The sequence below is a fragment of the Amycolatopsis sp. NPDC004169 genome, from assembly GCF_040610315.1.
Lineage (GTDB): Bacteria > Actinomycetota > Actinomycetes > Mycobacteriales > Pseudonocardiaceae > Amycolatopsis.
In genome coordinates this window covers 102,742-120,081 of the sequence record NZ_JBEXMD010000004.1, presented here as the reverse complement: position 1 = coordinate 120,081, position 17,340 = coordinate 102,742, and the positions used below count along the sequence as shown (strand labels likewise).

At 71.8% G+C, this 17,340-nt stretch carries 17 protein-coding genes; 13 read left to right on the top strand and 4 right to left on the bottom strand.

Features of this window, described 5'->3' with window-relative positions; genetic code table 11:
- The 13 genes from ABZX11_RS07065 to ABZX11_RS07005 all read left to right on the top strand — a co-directional run bounded on the left by ABZX11_RS07065 (position 1) and on the right by ABZX11_RS07005 (position 12,498).
- The gene (locus ABZX11_RS07065) at positions 1 to 783 is read left to right on the top strand and encodes an arylamine N-acetyltransferase (RefSeq protein ID WP_354910619.1); all 783 of its coding nucleotides are present in this window, start codon (positions 1 to 3) and stop codon (positions 781 to 783) included.
- Positions 780 to 992, top strand: coding sequence for a hypothetical protein (locus tag ABZX11_RS07060; protein ID WP_354910616.1), 213 nt, complete (start codon positions 780 to 782; stop codon positions 990 to 992). Before ABZX11_RS07065 ends, ABZX11_RS07060 begins: the two co-directional genes overlap by 4 nt.
- A complete protein-coding gene (locus ABZX11_RS07055) occupies positions 989 to 2,044 on the top strand; it encodes a 3-dehydroquinate synthase family protein (RefSeq protein ID WP_354910614.1) in 1,056 nt (351 codons plus the stop codon). The genes ABZX11_RS07060 and ABZX11_RS07055 overlap by 4 nt, the downstream gene beginning before the upstream one ends.
- 5 nt (positions 2,045 to 2,049) lie before the next feature.
- Positions 2,050 to 3,372: a 3-deoxy-7-phosphoheptulonate synthase class II gene (locus tag ABZX11_RS07050; RefSeq protein ID WP_354910921.1), complete on the top strand. Its 1,323-nt coding sequence runs from the start codon at positions 2,050 to 2,052 to the stop codon at positions 3,370 to 3,372.
- 12 nt (positions 3,373 to 3,384) lie between these two features.
- Positions 3,385 to 4,176, top strand: a complete 792-nt coding sequence (locus ABZX11_RS07045; protein WP_354910612.1) for a shikimate dehydrogenase — start codon at positions 3,385 to 3,387, stop codon at positions 4,174 to 4,176.
- 91 nt (positions 4,177 to 4,267) lie between these two features.
- Positions 4,268 to 5,434 carry a 3-amino-5-hydroxybenzoate synthase gene (rifK, locus tag ABZX11_RS07040; protein ID WP_176173308.1) on the top strand — a complete coding sequence of 389 codons (1,167 nt, stop codon included), beginning with the start codon at positions 4,268 to 4,270 and terminating at the stop codon, positions 5,432 to 5,434.
- Positions 5,431 to 6,501 carry a Gfo/Idh/MocA family oxidoreductase gene (locus ABZX11_RS07035; RefSeq protein WP_354910609.1) on the top strand — a complete coding sequence of 357 codons (1,071 nt, stop codon included), beginning with the start codon at positions 5,431 to 5,433 and terminating at the stop codon, positions 6,499 to 6,501. The genes rifK and ABZX11_RS07035 overlap by 4 nt, the downstream gene beginning before the upstream one ends.
- Before the next feature lie 12 nt (positions 6,502 to 6,513).
- Positions 6,514 to 7,212 (top strand): HAD-IA family hydrolase, encoded by a 699-nt coding sequence (locus ABZX11_RS07030; RefSeq protein WP_176173306.1) that lies wholly within the window; start codon positions 6,514 to 6,516, stop codon positions 7,210 to 7,212.
- Positions 7,209 to 8,120, top strand: coding sequence for a kanosamine kinase (gene rifN, locus ABZX11_RS07025; protein ID WP_176177980.1), 912 nt, complete (start codon positions 7,209 to 7,211; stop codon positions 8,118 to 8,120). Before ABZX11_RS07030 ends, rifN begins: the two co-directional genes overlap by 4 nt.
- Positions 8,121 to 8,171: 51 nt before the next feature.
- Positions 8,172 to 8,936 carry a PIG-L family deacetylase gene (locus ABZX11_RS07020; protein ID WP_354910606.1) on the top strand — a complete coding sequence of 255 codons (765 nt, stop codon included), beginning with the start codon at positions 8,172 to 8,174 and terminating at the stop codon, positions 8,934 to 8,936.
- A gap of 85 nt (positions 8,937 to 9,021) precedes the next feature.
- Entirely contained in the window at positions 9,022 to 9,954 is a 933-nt protein-coding gene (locus ABZX11_RS07015; protein WP_354910604.1) for an alpha/beta hydrolase, read from the top strand.
- Between the two features lie 228 nt (positions 9,955 to 10,182).
- Positions 10,183 to 11,697 carry an MFS transporter gene (locus tag ABZX11_RS07010; RefSeq protein ID WP_354910919.1) on the top strand — a complete coding sequence of 505 codons (1,515 nt, stop codon included), beginning with the start codon at positions 10,183 to 10,185 and terminating at the stop codon, positions 11,695 to 11,697.
- Between the two features lie 75 nt (positions 11,698 to 11,772).
- On the top strand, positions 11,773 to 12,498 hold the full coding sequence (locus ABZX11_RS07005) for a TetR/AcrR family transcriptional regulator C-terminal domain-containing protein (protein ID WP_176173303.1): 726 nt from the start codon (positions 11,773 to 11,775) through the stop codon (positions 12,496 to 12,498).
- A 389-nt stretch (positions 12,499 to 12,887) separates the two neighbouring features.
- Here ABZX11_RS07005 and ABZX11_RS07000 read toward each other — a convergent pair whose 3' ends face one another.
- The 4 genes from ABZX11_RS07000 to rfbH all read right to left on the bottom strand — a co-directional run bounded on the left by ABZX11_RS07000 (position 12,888) and on the right by rfbH (position 17,332).
- Positions 12,888 to 13,385, bottom strand: coding sequence for a pyridoxamine 5'-phosphate oxidase family protein (locus ABZX11_RS07000; protein WP_354910601.1), 498 nt, complete (start codon positions 13,383 to 13,385; stop codon positions 12,888 to 12,890).
- Between the two features lie 79 nt (positions 13,386 to 13,464).
- A complete protein-coding gene (locus ABZX11_RS06995) occupies positions 13,465 to 14,676 on the bottom strand; it encodes a cytochrome P450 (protein ID WP_176173301.1) in 1,212 nt (403 codons plus the stop codon).
- A gap of 26 nt (positions 14,677 to 14,702) precedes the next feature.
- A complete protein-coding gene (locus ABZX11_RS06990; RefSeq protein WP_176173300.1) occupies positions 14,703 to 15,968 on the bottom strand; it encodes a cytochrome P450 in 1,266 nt (421 codons plus the stop codon).
- A gap of 56 nt (positions 15,969 to 16,024) precedes the next feature.
- On the bottom strand, positions 16,025 to 17,332 hold the full coding sequence (gene rfbH, locus ABZX11_RS06985; protein WP_176173299.1) for a lipopolysaccharide biosynthesis protein RfbH: 1,308 nt from the start codon (positions 17,330 to 17,332) through the stop codon (positions 16,025 to 16,027).
- Between the last annotated feature and the right edge of the window lie 8 nt (positions 17,333 to 17,340).

The following is a 17,340-nucleotide window of genomic DNA, read 5'->3' as shown; positions in this document are numbered from 1 at the left end:
GTGAACGTGTTCGACGTGGAGACCTATCTCCAGCGGATCGGCTGCGGCGGGGAAACCGGCGTGGACCTCGAAACGCTGGCGAAGCTGCAGAAGCACCACCTGACGGCGATCCCGTACAACAGCCTCGCCTACGACTTGCGGGACGCGGTGAACGTCGTGGACCTCGACGAGGACGACGTCTTCGTGACCAGCATCGCCGAAGGCCGGGGCGGGGCCTGCTACCACCTGAACCGGCTGTTCCACCGGCTGCTCACCGAACTGGGCTACGACGTCACGCCGCTCGCGGGCAGCACCGCCGAGGGCCGCGAAACCTTCGGCACCGACGTCGAGCACATGTTCAACCTGGTCACCCTGGACGGCGACGGCTGGCTGGTGGACGTCGGCTACCCCGGCCCCACCTACGTCGAGCCGCTGGCGGTCTCGCCCGCGGTGCAGACCCAGTACGGCAGCCAGTTCCGGCTCGTCGAACAGGACGCCGGTTACGCACTGCAACGCCGGGGCGCGGTCACCCGCTGGAGCGTGATCTACACGTTCACCACCCAGCCCCGCGAGTGGAGCGACTGGAAGGAACTGGAGGACAACTTCCGCGCGCTGGTGGGGGACACCTCCCGCACCGACACGCAGGAAACCCTGTGCGGCCGCGCGTTCGGCAACGGCCAGGTCTTCCTGCGGCAGCGGCGGTACCTGACGGTCAAGGACGGCCGCGAGCAGGTCCGCACGATCACCGACGACGACGAGCACCGGTCGCTGGTGGCCCGCGTGCTGTCCGGAGACCTCGCGTGAGCACGGCGAAAGGCACCACGATGACGGCAAAAGAGGGCCTGCTGGCGCGGTTCGCCGGCCTGTGCCGGTCCGCCTACCGGCAGCACTACCTCCCGTACCTCAACTTCTTCTACGGCGGCGAGTACCTCCACCACGGCAGCGAGCCGGTGTCCCGGATCGCCGACCTGCCCTACCTGACGCTGCCCGAGCCGCGGGAGCCGTCGCCGTGACGACGACGATCCCGGTCCGCCTGGCGGAACGCTCCTACGACGTGCTCGTCGGCCCCGGCGTGCGGACGGCGCTGCCCGGGGTGGTGCGGCGGCTCGGCGCCCGGCGGGCGGTGGTCGTGTCGGCCCGTCCGGAGGACTGGGTGCCCGGCACCGGCGTGGAGACCTTGCTGCTGCCCGCGCGCGACGGCGAGCACGACAAGCGGCTGTCCACAGTGGAGGAACTGTGCGGCGAGTTCGCGCGGTTCGGGCTGACCCGGTCCGACGTCGTCGTCTCCTGCGGCGGCGGCACGACCACGGACGTCGTCGGGCTCGCGGCCGCCCTCTACCACCGGGGGGTCGCCGTGGTCCACCTGCCGACGTCCCTGCTCGCGCAGGTGGACGCCAGCGTCGGCGGGAAGACCGCGGTGAACCTGGCGGCGGGCAAGAACCTCGTCGGCGCGTACTGGCAGCCCAGCGCCGTGCTGTGCGACACCGACTACCTGACCACCCTGCCGCGGCGGGAGCTGCGCAACGGCCTCGGCGAGATCGCCCGCTGCCACTTCATCGGCGCGCCGGACCTGCGTGACCGGACGCTGCCGGAGCAGATCGCCGCCAGCGTCACGCTGAAGGCGGGCATCGTCGCGCAGGACGAGCGGGACACCGGGCGGCGGCACCTGCTCAACTACGGCCACACCCTGGGGCACGCGCTGGAGATCGCCACGGACTTCGCCCTGCGCCACGGCGAGGCGGTGGCCATCGGCACGGTCTTCGCGGGCCGGCTCGCGGGCGCGCTGGGCCGGATCGACCAGTCCGGTGTGGACGAACACCTCGCCGTCGTCCGCCACTACGGCCTGCCCGCCGCGCTGCCTGCCGGCGTCGACCCGGAGGTGCTGGTGCGCCAGATGCACCGGGACAAGAAGGCGATCACCGGGCTCGCCTTCGTGCTGGCCGGGCCCCGGGGCGCGGAGCTGGTGAGCGACGTGCCGGAGCGGGTCGTCACCGGTGTCCTGGCCGGGATGCCCCGCGACAGCCTGGAGAACCTGGTGGGCACGACGGAAGCGGCGGCGTCGTGAAGCGGCTGCCGGCGGAGCCGGACCTCGCGGACGGCGGCCGGGCGGTCGACCGGGTGCTGGCCGGACGGCTGCGCGCGGCGCTGGACCGGCCGGCCGCGCAACAGCCGTGCTGGCCGGACGCCGAGCGGGCGGCCGCGGTGGTCGGGCTGCTGCACAACGCCGAGCCGATCGTGGCACCGGAGGAGACCGAGCGGCTGCGCACGCGGCTCGCGTCGGTGGCCCGCGGCGAGGCGTTCCTGCTGCAGGGCGGGGACTGCGCGGAGACCTTCGCCGGCAACACCGAACCGCACCTGCGGGCCAACCTGGGCGTGCTGGCGCGGATGGGCGAGGTGCTGGCCGAGGCGGCCGGCCTGCCGGTGGTCAAGATCGCCCGGATGGCCGGGCAGTTCGCGAAGCCGCGGTCCAACACCGTCGACGCGCTCGGGCTGCCGGTTTACCGGGGCGACATCGTGAACTCCCCGGAGTGCACGGCCGCCGCCCGTGCTCCCGACCCGCACCGGATGCTGATGGCCTACGCCCATTCCGCCAGCGCGATGGACCTCGTCCGCAAGCTCTGCGCCGAGGGCGTCGACGAACCACTGGCGGCGCAGATGGTGCTGGCCGGGGCCCGCCGAGCGTCCTCGGGTGGGCCGTCGTTTCCGGGAGCCGGCCCGTCCCCGCGGCCGACCGAGATCTACGTCAGCCACGAGATGCTGCTGCTCGACTACGAGCGGGCCGTGCTGTGGGCGGACTCCGCCGGCCCGGAACCGCGGCTGTCCAGCGGGCTGGCCCACTTCCTGTGGATCGGGGAGCGCACCCGTCAGCTCGACGGCGCCCACATCGCCTTCGCCGAGCTGCTGTCCAACCCGATCGGCCTGAAGCTGGGGCCGACGTGCACCCCGGAGGAGGTCGTCGAGTACGTCCGGCGCCTCGACCCGCACCGCACGCCCGGCCGGTTGACGCTGGTCAGCCGGATGGGGCACGCCCGGGTCCGTGAGCTCCTCCCGCCGATCGTGGAGAAGGTCGCCGCCTCCGGGCACGAGGTGATCTGGCAGTGCGACCCGATGCACGGCAACACCCACACCTCGGGCAACGGCTACAAGACCCGGCACTTCGGCCACGTCGTCGCCGAGCTCGCCGGGTTCTTCGCGGTGCACCGTCAGCTGGGCACCCACGCGGGCGGCATCCACGTCGAGGTGACCGGCGACGACGTGACGGAGTGCCTCGGCGGCGCCGCGGGCATCGCCGAAGCCGACCTGCCCGACCGCTACCTGACCGCGTGCGACCCGCGGCTCAACGCCGGCCAGTCGGTCGAACTCGCGGAGGCGATCGCGAAGATGCTGGGCTGAGGGGTGGCTGTGATGAGCATCAGCGGCACCACCCGCCTGTACGTCGTGCTGGGTGATCCGGTCACCCAGGTCCAGTCGCCGGGCCTGCTGAACCCGCTCTTCGCGAAGCTGGACGTCGACGCGGTGCTCGTCCCCGTGCACGCACCCGCGCCGGACCTCGAACGGATCGTCGCCGGGCTGCAGGCGATCGCCAATCTCGACGGCATCTTCGTCACCGTGCCGCACAAGGTGGCCGCGGCCGGGCTCGCCGACCGGCGCAGCCCGATGGTCGAGATCACCGGCAGCGCCAACGCCCTGCGCCGGGAGCCCGACGGCCGGTGGTACGCCGAAAACTTCGACGGCATCGGCTTCGTGGCCGGGCTCGTCGAGGCCGGGCACGATCCCCAAGCCCGGACGGTGTTCCTGGCCGGGGCCGGCGGCGCCGGCAGTGCCATTGCGGCCGCCCTGCTGGCCGCGGGCGCGGAGCGGCTCGCCGTGTGCGACCCGGACAGCGCGAAGCTCGTCGCGCTCCGGGCCCGCCTGGATGCGCACTGGCCCGGCCGGACGTCGGTGTCGGCCGAACCGGACACCGCGGGCGCCGGGATCGTCGTGAACGCGACGCCGCTCGGGCTGCGGCCCGATGATCCGCTGCCGTTCCGGCCGGACGAGCTGGCTCCGCGCAGCGTGGTCGCCGACATCGTCATGAAACCCCGCGAGACCCGCCTTCTCCGCGAAGCCGCGGCCCTCGGCCACCGCGTCCATTACGGAATTCACATGCTCGAAGGCCAATTGAACGCCTACCGCGCTTTCTTCGGCCTCGGCTGACAAAGCCGCACTACCAAGCCGGGGGATGTAGCCGGGCCGGGGGCCGATCTAGCCTTTTTCCATTCGAACCCCAGCGGAGATTCGGAGAACCATGAACGCGCGAAAGGCACCGGAATTCCCCGCGTGGCCGCAGTACGACGACGCCGAGCGGGACGGCCTGGTCCGCGCGCTCGAACAGGGTCAGTGGTGGCGCATGGGCGGGGACGAGGTGAACTCCTTCGAGCGCGAGTTCGCCGCCCACCACGGCGCCGCGCACGCGCTGGCCGTGACCAACGGGACGCACGCGCTGGAGCTCGCCCTCCAGGTGATGGGCGTCGGCCCGGGCACCGAGGTCATCGTGCCCGCCTTCACGTTCATCTCCTCGTCGCAGGCGGCCCAGCGGCTCGGCGCGGTCACCGTCCCGGTCGACGTCGACGCGGCCACCTACAACATCGACCCGGAAGCCGTCGCGGCCGCGGTCACCCCGCGCACCAGGGCGATCATGCCGGTGCACATGGCCGGGCTGATCGCCGACATGGACGCGCTCGCGAAGATCTCCGCCGACACCGGCATCCCGCTGCTGCAGGACGCCGCCCACGCGCACGGCGCGCGCTGGCAGGGCAAGCGCGTCGGCGAACTGGACAGCATCGCCACCTTCAGCTTCCAGAACGGCAAGCTGATGACGGCGGGCGAGGGCGGCGCGGTCGTCTTCCCCGAAGGCGAAACGGAAAAGTACGAGACGGCGTTCCTCCGGCACAGCTGCGGCCGTCCCCGCGACGACCGCCGGTACTTCCACAAGATCGCCGGCTCCAACATGCGGCTCAACGAGTTCTCCGCGTCGGTGCTGCGGGCCCAGCTGGCCCGCCTCGACGAGCAGATCGCCGTGCGCGACGAGCGCTGGACGCTGCTCTCCCGGCTGCTCGGCGAGATCGACGGCGTCGTGCCGCAGGGCGGCGACGTGCGCGCCGACCGCAACTCCCACTACATGGCCATGTTCCGCGTCCCCGGGCTCACCGAGGAGCAGCGCAACGCCCTGGTCGACCAGCTCGTCGCGGCCGGCCTGCCCGCCTTCGCGGCGTTCCGCGCGATCTACCGCACCGACGCCTTCTGGGAGCTCGGCGCGCCCGACGAGAGCGTCGACGCGATCGCCGAGCGCTGCCCTCACACCGACGCGATCAGCCAGGACTGCGTCTGGCTGCACCACCGGGTCCTGCTGGCCGGCGAGCCGGAGCTGCACGCGACCGCGGAAATCATCGCCGACGCCGTGGCGCGGGCATGAGTGTCCGGGCCGCGGTGGTCGGGCTCGGCTGGGCCGGCCGCGAACTGTGGCTGCCCCTGCTGCGCGAGCACGCGGACTTCGAGGTGGTCGCCGCCGTGGACGCCGACCCGGCGTCGCGGCAGGCGTTCACCAAGGCCACCGGCATCCCCACGCACGCCGCGGTGTCCGCGCTCACCGCGCGGGAGGTCGACCTCGCCGTCGTCGCGGTGCCCAACTACCTGCACACCGAGGTGGCCGGCGCGCTGCTCGCCACCGGGATCTCCGTCTTCCTCGAGAAGCCGGTGTGCCTGACCTCGGCCGAGATCGACGTCCTCGCCGCCGCCGAACGCAGCGGCGGGATGCTGCTGGCCGGCAGCGCCGCCCGCTACCGCGGTGACGTCGGCGCGCTGCGGCAGGTGCTGCCGCAGCTGGGCGACATCCGGCACGTCGCGATGGGCTGGATCCGCGCCAGGGGCGTGCCGCGCGCGGGCGGCTGGTTCACCCAGCGCGAGAAGGCCGGTGGTGGCGCGCTGTACGACCTCGGCTGGCACCTGCTCGACACGCTCGCGTACCTGGTCGGCCCGGCCGCGTTCACCCAGGTCATCGGCGTGACGTCGGACGACTTCGTCAACGCCGGCGCCTGGCGCGCGGCGTGGCGGCAGGACCAGCTCGGCGGCGACCCCGCCGACGTCGAGGACACCGCACGCGGCTTCCTGGTCCGCGAAGACGGCATCTCGGTCTCGCTGCGCGCGAGCTGGGCTTCGCACCAGGCGCGGGACGTCTCGGTGCTCCACGTCGAGGGCAGCGCCGGCACCGCGGACCTGCGGTGCACCTTCGGCTTCAGCCCCAACCGGGAGCCCGAACCCGTGCTTTCGGTGACCCGCGAGGGCACCACCACCCGGCTTCCCGTGCCGCTCGAACGCATCGGCGTCGAGTACACCCGCCAGGTGAGCGACCTCGCCGTGATGCTGGCCGATCCCGGCAGCCGCGGCCGGGCCGTCGCCGAAGCGCGGCCGATCGTCTCGATGATCGAGAACTTCTACGCCTCCGCGGGCTCGGTGCGTGGCGCGGTCCCGGCGTTCCAGTAGAGAGGGTGCTCCATGACATTCCCGATCGTCGATCGGCCGGCAGCCGGGGCCGATCCCTCGGTACCGGTCCGGCACGCGGTCATCTTCGACCTCGACGGGGTCGTCGTCGACAGCTTCGCGGTGATGAGCGAGGCCTTCGCCATCGCCTACGCCGAGGTCGTCGGGGACGGGCCGGCGCCCTTCGAGGAATATCGGCGCCATCTCGGCCGGTATTTTCCCGATATCATGCGCATCATGGACCTGCCGCTGGAGATGGAGGAACCCTTCGTCCGCGAGAGCTACCGCCTCGCCGGTGAGGTCCAGGTCTTCGCCGGGGTCACCGAGCTGCTGCTGACGCTGCGGGCGCGTGGCCTGCGGCTGGCCATCGCCACCGGCAAGAGCGGCCCGCGGGCGCGGTCGCTGCTGGACGACCTCGGTCTGCTCCCGTTCTTCGAGCACGTCATCGGCTCGGACGAGGTCGCCCGGCCCAAGCCGGCGCCGGACATCGTCCGGCACGCGCTGCAGCTGCTGGACGTCCCGCCCGGGCAGGCGATCATGGTCGGCGACGCACCGACCGACCTGGCCAGCGCGCGCGGCGCCGGTGTCGCTTCGGCGGCGGCGCTGTGGGCGCCCCCGGACGACATCGGCGAGCTGCTCGCCGCGGGTCCCGACGTGGTGCTGCGGCAGCCGGCCGACCTGCTCGCGCTCTGCCCGTCGGTGCCCGGCCGCTGACCCGCGTGTACCACCTCGGCATCGACGTCGGCGGCACCAAGGTCGCGTTCCGCGTCGAGAAGGACTCCGTGTGCGTCGAGGAAACCTCGTTCAGCTGGGGCGCCCGGCGCAGCGCGGAGGACGACCTCGCGCAGCTGACCGCGCACGTGGCCGGCCTGCGCGGCCGCCTCGGTGCCCCGCTGGCGGCGGTCGGCGTCGCGATGCCCGGCACGGTCGGCCCGGACGGCCGGGTCGCCACCTGGCCCAGCCGCCCGGAGTGGACCGGCGTCGACCTGAAGACGGCGCTGGGCAAGCTGTTCCCGGAAGCGGCGGTCGCCTGGGCGGACGACGGCGACCTCGGTGCGCTGGCCGAAGCCAGGGCATCGGGCTGCGAGAACCTCCTGTACATCGGGATCGGCACCGGCATCGGCGGCGGCCTGGTCCTCGGCGGCGTGCCGTGCCCGGGGCTCGGCCGCGGCTCGTTCGAAATCGGCCACATCATCGTCGAGATGGGCGGTGTCCGGTGCGTGTGCGGCCGCCGCGGCTGCCTGCAGGCACTGGCCTCGGGCCCGGCGACGCTGCGCCGCGCGTCCTTGCTGCGCGGCCGGGACGTCTCGTTCTTCGCGCTGCAGCGCGGGTTGAGCGCCGGAGAGCCGTGGGCGGCCGACGCGCTGGACGGGACGACCCGGGCGCTGGCGGCGGCGGTGACCGGCGTCCAGGAGCTGGTCCACCCGGACCGCGCGCTGATCGGCGGCGGGTTCGCGGCGGGGATCCCGGAGATCGTGCCGTCGGTGGCGGCCCACCTCGGGGACTTCGTGCGGCAGGGCCAGGTGCCGGTGCCGGTGGAGCCGGCCGCGCTGGGCGGGTTGTCGTCGCTGCGGGGCGCGGTGGCCTTGGCCGGGCTGGTGGCCGCGGGTGCGGTGCTGTGACTGCTCACCTGCGGGATCCCGAAAACGCTTCCCGTGCGTAGGTTCGGCGCCATGGGCACACTCGTTTCCTTTCACGCACACCCCAACGACGACACCACGACCTGCGGCGGCGTCCTGCGCAAGGCCCACGAGGACGGCCACCGCGTCGTGCTCGTGCTCGCCACCCGCGGTGAACTCGGGTACAACCCCGAAGGCCTGCTCGCCGAGGGCGAGACCCTGGGCGACCGCCGGGCGGTCGAAGCGCGGGCGGCCGCCGACGTGCTCGGCGTGGACCGGCTCGAGTTCCTCGGCTACAGCGACTCCGGGATGGTCGCCGCCGGCGAAGGCAGCACCTTCCAGACCGCCGACGTCGAAGAAGCCGCGCGGAAGCTCGCCGCGATCCTGCGCGAGGAGAACGCCGACGTGCTGACCGTCTACGACGAGGCGGGCACCTACGGCGACCCCGACCACATCCAGGTCCACCGCGTCGGCGTGCGGGCGGCGGAACTCGCGGGCACCGCGAAGGTCTTCCAGACCACGATCAACCGCGAGCAGATCAAGGCGAACCAGCAGGCCCTCGCCCAGCAGGCCGGCGTCGAGCTGCCCGCCGGGCCGGACTTCGGCACCCCGGAGGCCGAGCTGACCTGCCGCGTCGACGTCTCCGCCTACACCGAGTACAAGCGCAAGGCGCTGCTCGCCCACGCCAGCCAGATCACCCCGCAGTCCACGCTGTTCACGGACCTGCCGGAGGACACGTTCCGGACCATGTTCGGCACCGAGTGGTTCATCCGCGCCGGCCAGGGGCCCGGGATCACCGAAACCGACCTCATGGCCTGAACCAGCCATCCCCTTTCCGGGCCGCACCGCACGGGCACCCGCCCGCGCTGTGCGGCCCGAGTCGTCGAATCCCCTTGGAGGCCTTGTGGTCTATGCGTTCGACCCCGAGCTCGCGACCGCCGTCCCGGCCCTGCCGATCACCGACCTGGGCGACCTGGTGACGGCGAGAGCGGCGGTCAGCGAGCTCAGAGACCGGCTGCCCGCGCCGGACCTGGCGGGCTTGCGGATCGACGACGTGCCCGTGCCGGCGGACGGCCACGAGGTGGCGTTGCGCGTCTACCGCCCGGCCCACCCGGTGGCACCGTCCGCGCTGTACTTCGTCCACGGCGGCGGGTTCATGGTCGGCGACCTCGACGTCGCCCAGGTGCCGTGCGTCGAGCTGGTCCGCGCGCTGGGGATCGTGGTCGTCTCGGTGGAGTACCGCCTGGCGCCGGAAACGCCGTACCCCGGCCCGCTGGAGGACGTCTACACGGGCTTGTGCTGGCTCGCCGACCACGCGGACGAGCTGGGCGTGGACCCGGACCGGATCGTCACCTACGGCATCAGCTCGGGCGGCTGCCTCAGCGGCGGCCTGGCCCTGCTGGCCCGCGACCGCGGCGGGCCGAGGGTCGCCTACCAGTTCCTGAACGCCCCGGTCCTGGACGACCGCCTCGCGACGCCAAGCATGCGCGAGTTCGTGGACACGCCGTTGTGGAACCGCCCGCAGGCGGAGATCAGCTGGGACGCCTACCTCGGGCCAGGCTTGCGCGCGACGGACGCGGTCCCGTGTTACGCGGCCCCGGCCCGCGCGACGGACCTGACCGGCCTGCCGCCGGCGTACGTCGCGGTGAAGCAGTTCGACCCCCTGCGCGACGAGGGGATCGCGTACGCGGTGGCGATGCAGGCGGCGGGGGTGAACGTGGAGCTGCACCTGTTCCCGGGAACGTTCCACGGCTCGACGCGGTTGACGGACGCCGCGATCAGCCGTCGTGAGCAGGAGGAACAGCTGGCGGTCCTGCGCCACGTCACCGCCCGCTGACCCACCCGACCCTCCCGGTACGCGAGCCGACCCTCCAGACACGCGAGCCGACCCTCCAAGCACGCGTGATGCCCTCTCTGTCACGCGTGATGCCCCCTCAGTCACGCGTGATGCCTCCCCGGACACAGCCGCGTCCGGGGAGGCTCTTGCCTTTCCGAACACCTCCCTTATATGGTGTATAAGAACCTGTCGAACGCATTCGCTACCGAGGGAGTCCTCTTGCGCGAAATGCACGCCACGGTGGCGGTGACCGAAACCCGAAATCCACGGCGCTGGCTCATCCTGGCCGTCATCTGCATGGCCCAGCTGGTCGTCCTGCTGGACAACACCATCCTGAACCTGGCCATCCCCAAGCTCACCGAAGAACTCGGCGCCACCACCGTCGACATCCAATGGATGATCAACGCCTATGCGCTCGTCCAATCCGGGTTGCTGCTCACCGCGGGCAGCCTCAGTGACCGGTACGGCCGCAAACGCGCGCTGGTGATCGGTTTGCTGTTGTTCGGCTTCGGCTCGTTGGCCGCCGCGTTCAGTCAGACTTCCGGGCAGCTGATCGCGGCGCGGGCCGGGATGGGCATCGGTGGTGCGCTGCTGCTGACCACCACGCTGGCCGTCGTCATGCAGGTCTTCGACGGCAAGGAACTGCCCAAGGCGATCGGGCTGTGGAGCGCCGTCAGCTCGTTCGGCTACGCCAGCGGCCCGCTGATCGGCGGGGTGCTGCTCGCCCACTTCTGGTGGGGTTCGATCTTCCTGATCAACATCCCGGTGGCGCTGCTCGGCTGCCTCGCCGTGGCGAAACTCGTGCCGGAGTCGAAGAACCCGGAGGGCGAGCGGCCCGACCTGGTCGGCGCGGTGCTCTCCACGATCGGCATGGTCGGTGTCGTCTACGCGATCATCTCCGGCCCCGAACACGGCTGGACCTCCGGCGGCGTGCTGCTCGCGGCCGGGCTGGGGGTGGCCGCGCTCGCCGCCTTCGTGCGGTGGGAGCTGCACGTGCCGCACCCCATGCTGGACATGGGTTTCTTCCGCAACCGCCGGTTCGTCGGCGCGATCTCCGGCGGCCTGCTGGTCGCCTTCGGGATGGGCGGCTCGGTCTTCCTGCTGACGCAGCAGCTTCAACTGGTCCTGGGCTACGGCCCGCTGGAGGCCGGGCTGCGGACGGCGCCGCTGGCCCTCGTGGTCGTCGCGCTGAACGTGGCAGGCATCGGCGCGAAGATCCTCGACAAGCTCGGCACCGCGCTGACCATCACCGTCGGGATGACGCTCAACGCGGGCGGCCTCGCCGCCGTCGCGCTGCTGGGCACGCCCGGGCGCGGCTACGCATGGATGCTGGCCGGCCTGCTGCTCATGGGCGGCGGCATCGCGCTGGCCATGCCCGCCATGGCCAACGCCATCATGACCTCGATCCCGCCGGCCAAGGCGGGGTCGGGGGCCGGCGTCCAGGGCACCGTGAACGAGTTCGGCAGCGGGCTCGGCGTCGCCATCCTCGGCGCCGTGCTCAACTCCCGGTTCGCCGCGTTGCTGCCCGCCGGCCTCGGTGCCGGTGCGGCGGGCTCACTCCACCAGGCGCTGCTCGCCGCGCCGACGCCCGAGCTGCGGACGCAGGTGCACGCGGCCTTCGCCGACGGCCTGCGCGCCAGCGAGCTGATCGGGGCGATCGCCGTCGTGCTCGGCGGCCTGCTCGCGGGCCTGCTGCTGCGCCGGGCCGCCCGCTCGGAGACCGTTCCGGCGGTATCACCCTGAGCCGGCAGGGTGCGTGGCGCCGCGCACCCTGCCCCCGTACCGTGGACAGGTCCGCCGCCGAGAAGGAGGGCCACGATGGGAAAACGGGCCTCGCGGCCACGCGAGAGCGTGTGGCTTTCCCCGCGGCCCGCCCGCAAGCACCGGGCCGGCGAGTCCGAGCTCGACCGCGAGAAGATCGTCGCCACCGCGGTCCGCGTGCTCGACGCCGAGGGTGACGCGAAGTTCTCGATGCGGCTGCTGGCCGAGGAGCTGAACGTCACCCCGATGTCGGTCTACTGGTACGTCGCGAACAAGGACGACCTGCTGGAGCTGGCTCTCGACGCGGTGGCGGGCGAAATCGAGCTCCCCGCCCTCGAGGACGGCCACGACTGGCGCGCGGACCTGCGCGCCCTCGCCCGCGCGTGGCGCCGCACGATGGTGGCCCACCCGTGGGCGATCCGCTGCTACGGCGAGTACCTGAACATCGGCCCGAGCAGCCTCCGGTTCACCGAATGCGCCCAGGCGGTGATGGCCCGCTCGCCGCTGCCGCTGAAGGACCGCTCGGCGGCGCTGAACGTGGTCTTCCAGTACGTCTACGGCTTCACGGCGACGGAGAGCCGCTGGCTGGAGCACCTGGCGGAGACGGGCCGCACGGCGGAGGAGTTCGCCGCCGAGGTGACCGGCAGCATGGCGGCGATGTCCTCGGCGCTGGAACAGGGCGGCCTGCTGGAGCGCGACGGCGACGCATCGGTCGAACAACAGCGCGACCGCGACTTCGACCGCGGCCTGGAGTGGCTGTTCACCGGCATGGTCGCCGGCTGAACCCTCACTGGTGGACGTTGGGGGTGGACAGGCGTATGTGTCTTGTGTGCACCCCGGGTCTGCCGGCCCGACCCGACGGGGCCCGTGCCCCGGGCCGGCGCGATCGCGTGCCGCGACCCTGCTCGCCGAAATCGGTGACTGCCGAGCCTGCGGCAAACAGCTGCGGGCCGCACTTCTCGACTGGGCACAAGACAGCCCACGCGCGAACGACCGGGTCCAGAACAGGTACCGGCATGCTCGCGAACGGGGATGCCGGCAGCCGCACGCAGCACGAATCCTGGCCCAAGCCAGGATCCTCCGGCGCTGCCGGCACGACCACCGGCCCTACAACCCCGACCTACCCGGCCAACTCGACAGTCTCCACCAACAGGTCACTTGACATAGGGCTCTCAGACCTCGCGGCCCCGCCCGCGTCGCGCCGTCTGCACGTGTTCCTCGAGCCGCGTGCTGTCCGTGAGGACGTTCGACGTCTTGCCGTAGTCGACGCTGCGCCACCGGTCCGGCGTCATCCGGATGATCACGTGCCCGGGGTTGAACGCCTCGACGAACTCCCGCGCCTGCTGCTCGGGCAGGTAGCGTCCCGCCACCGAGTACGCCGCCTCGATCGTGGCTTCCGCCCACCCCGTCACCGGGCCGGACACCGAGACGTACCGGTACGGCGGCTCTTCGTTCTGCACCACCAGGGTGAACTCGCCGTTCTTCCGGATCAACCGGCCCTTCAGCGTGTCCTCGCCGTCGGTCCACAGGAGCACGTCGCCGCCGGGGGTGTAGCCGTACCACATCGGGACGGCCAGCGGCGGCCCGTTCCGCCGGGTCAGCGCGAGCACGCCGATGTGCTTGCCGGCCAGGAACTCCTGCTGCTCCGCCTCGGTCATGCTCAGGTCCACGCGCCCGCTCCTCCCGCCGCGACGATCGGAAAACTCCGGCCGGCCGGGGAAACCCCGGCCGGCCGAAGGAAGGAACACGTCACCAGGTGACCGGCAGCTCGGCCAGTCCCTGGAACGCGTCCCCCGGCTTGACCCGGACTTCGTCGGCCGGGACAGCCAAGCGCAGTCCCGGCAGCCGGTCGAGCAGCCGCTGGAACGCGATTTCCATGATGGCGCGCGCGTGGTTCATCCCCGCGCACTGGTGCGTCCCGAACCCGTAGGTCAGGTGGTCGCGGAACGCCGGGCGGTGCCAGTCGAGCTGGTCGCCGTCGTCGTAGGCTTCCTCGTCCCGGTTGATCAGCGAGAACAGGAAGAACACGCCGTCACCCGCGCGGATGGTGGTGTCCGCGTCGACCTCGATGTCGGCCGCGGCCACCCGCTGCAGGCCGTCGGGGACGACCACGAACCGGGTCAGCTCGTCCACCGCGGCCGGCATCAGCGACGGGTCCGCCCGCAGCTCGGCCAGCTTGTCCGGGTGCTGCAGCAGGGTGAACGCACCCAGCCCGATCGAGCTCGACGTCGTGTCGTGCCCGGTCACCAGCACGATGAGGAACATCTGGAGGATTTCCTCGTGGTCGATGTCGCTCGCCGGGTCGCGCTCGGCGAGCAGGTCCTGCAGGAAGCCCTCCTCGCCGGGGTTCTGCTGGGCCTTGTCGATGAGCTTGGTCAGGTAGGCCATCAGCTCGTCGTAGGCCCCGCCGGCGTCCGGCCCGAACAGGATCTGGTGCGCCTTCTTTTCGAAGTAGTCCTGGTCCTCGTGCGGGATCCCGAGCAGATCGCACAACGCCATCAGCGGCACCGGCGAAGCGAACTTCTTGAGCAGGTCCGCCGGAGCGCCTTCGGCGATCATCTCGTCGATCTGCCGGTCGACGATCGCCTGGATCCGCGGCCGCAGGGAGTCGATCCGCTTGACCGTGAACCCCGCCTGCACCAGCTTGCGCCGCGCCCGGTGCGCCGGGCCGTCGACGCCCACCAGCGCCGTGAGCAGCTTGATGACCTTCTGCTGGACGTCGGTGAACTCGACGGCCGCGGCGGCGCTGACCATCGGCCACGCGGGATTGGTCCGGTCACTGGAGATGCGCGGGTCGAGCAGGAGCTTGCGCGCCAGCTCGTGCCCGGTGACCGCCCAGGCCTTGCGGCCGTCGTACAGGGTGACCTCGGCGATCGGGCGCCGGTCGGCGAGCGGCTCGTAGCCCGGCGCCGGCTGGTACGGGCAGGTGCGGTCTTGCGGGAAGGCGACGGTCTCGGTCAAGGGAATCTCCTCCGACGAAGGGGACGTCAGGACGACGGGGCGACGAGCCGCACCGGGAGGTCCTTGGTCCGGGTGAAGCCGGGCCGCAGTATCCACGGGATCTCCTTGCGCGGCACCGCGAGCGTCATGTCCGGGAAGCGGGTGTACAGCCCGCGCAGCGCCACTTCCGCCTCCAGGTAGGCGACGTGCTGGCCGAGGCAGCGGTGGATGCCCTTGCCGAAGCCGAGGTGGCTCTCGCTACCGACGGCGAGCCGGTCGATCTTCAGCTTCTCCGGCTCCGGGAACTTCCGCGGGTCGCTGTTGGCCGCCATGATCAGCGGCACGACCGGCATCCCCCGCGGGATCACCGTGCCACCGACCTCGATGTCCTCGGTGGCGAACCGCGGCTGCCCGAACTGGATCGGGCCGAGGCGCTGCAGCTCGCGCACCGCCTGCGGCCACAGCGTCGGGTCCGCCTTGAGCCGGGCGAGCTGGTCCGGGTGCTCGTGCAGGGCCAGCACCGAGTTGCCGATCAGGTAGGTCGTCGTCTGGTGGCCGGCCGTGACCAGGCTGAACAGGATGCCGACCAGCTCGTCGTCGGTGGCGATGCCGGGGTTCTTGGCCTGCGCCTCGACGAGCGCGGTGACCATGTCGTCCTTCGGCTCGGCCCGCCGCCGCTCGATCATCCCGCGCGCCGCGATGAGCGTCTTGCGGACCTCTTCGGGCAGCCGCTTGCCGTCCAGGGTGGCCATCGCGTCGCTCCACGCGCGCCACTGCGGGCGGTCTTCGGCGTCGACGCCGACCAGCTCGCAGATCACCGTGACCGGCAGCGGGTAGCAGTAGGACTCGACGAGGTCGATCGGCGTGCCGTCACCGCCCTCGGCTTCCAGCTTGTCGAGCAGCTCGGAGGTGAGCTCCTCGACGCGGGGGCGGAACTTGCCGACGCGGTGCGCGGTGAGCGCGTAGGACACCAGCTTGCGCAGCCGGGCGTGCTCCTCGCCGTCGGAGGCGTTGATCAGGTTCTTCAGCCAGGGGATCAGCTCCTCCGGCATGTCCAGGTGGCGGAAGACGCCGTTGCGGATGTCCTCGGCGGGGGAGTCGGCCAGCGGGTTGCACTGGAACCGCTGGTCCATCAGGACCTGGCGCACGTCTTCGTAACGGGCGGCCAGGTACATCGGCGGCCCGCCCATGAAGCCGCCGATCTGCAGCGTCGGTGCCTCGCGCACCGCCGCGTGCGCGCCCCACGGGTCGGCGACCACTTCCGGGGAGAACAGGTCGACCGGTTCGGCCGAAGTCTCGGCAGTGGTGGTCATGGGCCTTCCTTTCGTGTCGAAAACGGCTCCGCACAGTCCTTTGTGGACGCACGCGGTCAGTGCGTGGCGACGAACTCCTTGAGCGTGCCGATCACGTACTCGATCATCTCCGTGGTGATCCCCGGGTAGACGCCGATCCAGAACGTCCGCTCGGTGACGATGTCGCTGTTGGTCAGCGGGCCGGCGATGCGCTGCGGCTTGCCGATGTAGGCGGGGTGGCGGGTCAGGTTCCCCGCGAACAGCCGCCGGGTGCGGATGTTGCGCGCCTCGAGGTACTCGACGACCTCCGGGACGTCGAAGCCGGCGTCGGGCCGCACCGTGATGATGAACCCGAACCAGCTCGGGTCGCTGCCCGGCGTCGCCTCCGGCAGGATCAGCCCGGGCAGCCCGTCCAGGCCCTCCCGCAGCTGGCGCCAGTTGCGCTTGCGGGCGTCGATGAAGTCCGGCAGCTTCGCCAGCTGGCTCAGCCCGAGCGCGGCGTGGATGTCGGTGCTCTTGAGGTTGTAGCCGACCTCGGAGAAGACGTACTTGTGGTCGTAGGCCTCCGGCAGCGTGCCCAGGTGCAGGTCGAACCGCTTGAGGCAGCGGTCGTCCTCGCCCGGCTCGCACCAGCAGTCGCGGCCCCAGTCGCGGAACGACTTCGCCAGCTTGGCCAGCTTGATGTCCGAGGACAGCAGCATCCCGCCCTCGCCCATGGTCAGGTGGTGGGCGGGGTAGAAGGACACCGTGGAGAACCGGCCGAACGTGCCGGTGAGCTGCCCGTTGTAGGTGGAGCCGACGGCGTCGCAGTTGTCCTCGATGAGGTGCAGGCTGTGGCGCTTCGCGATTTCGGCGACTTCGGCGACGGGGAAAGGATTTCCCAGCGTGTGCGCGATCATGATGGCGCGCGTGCGCGGCGAGATCGCGGCCTCGACCCGCTCGGCCGTCGTGTTGTACGTGCCGAGCTCGATGTCGACGAACACCGGGATCATGCCGTTCTGCAGGATCGGGTTCACCGTGGTCGGGAAGCCGGCGGCGACCGTGACGACCTCGTCGCCCGGCTTGAGCTGCTCGTCGCCGAGGGTCGGGGACGTCAGGGTGCTCAGCGCCAGCAGGTTCGCCGAGGAGCCGGAGTTCGTCAGCACCGCCTTGCGCCGCTTGAGCTTCCGCGCGAACGCCGATTCGAACTTCGTCGCGATCGTGCCGGAGGCGATGCGCAGGTCGAGCGCGGCGGCGACCAGTGCTTCGCGGTCGGCGGCGTCGAGCACCGCCCCGGACGACAGGATCGGCGTCTGCCCCGGGATGAACGGCGCCGGCCCGGGGGACTGGGCGTCGTGGTAGTCGCGGACCTGCGCCAGCAGGTCCGATCGGGCTGAGTCGACCATGTCGGATC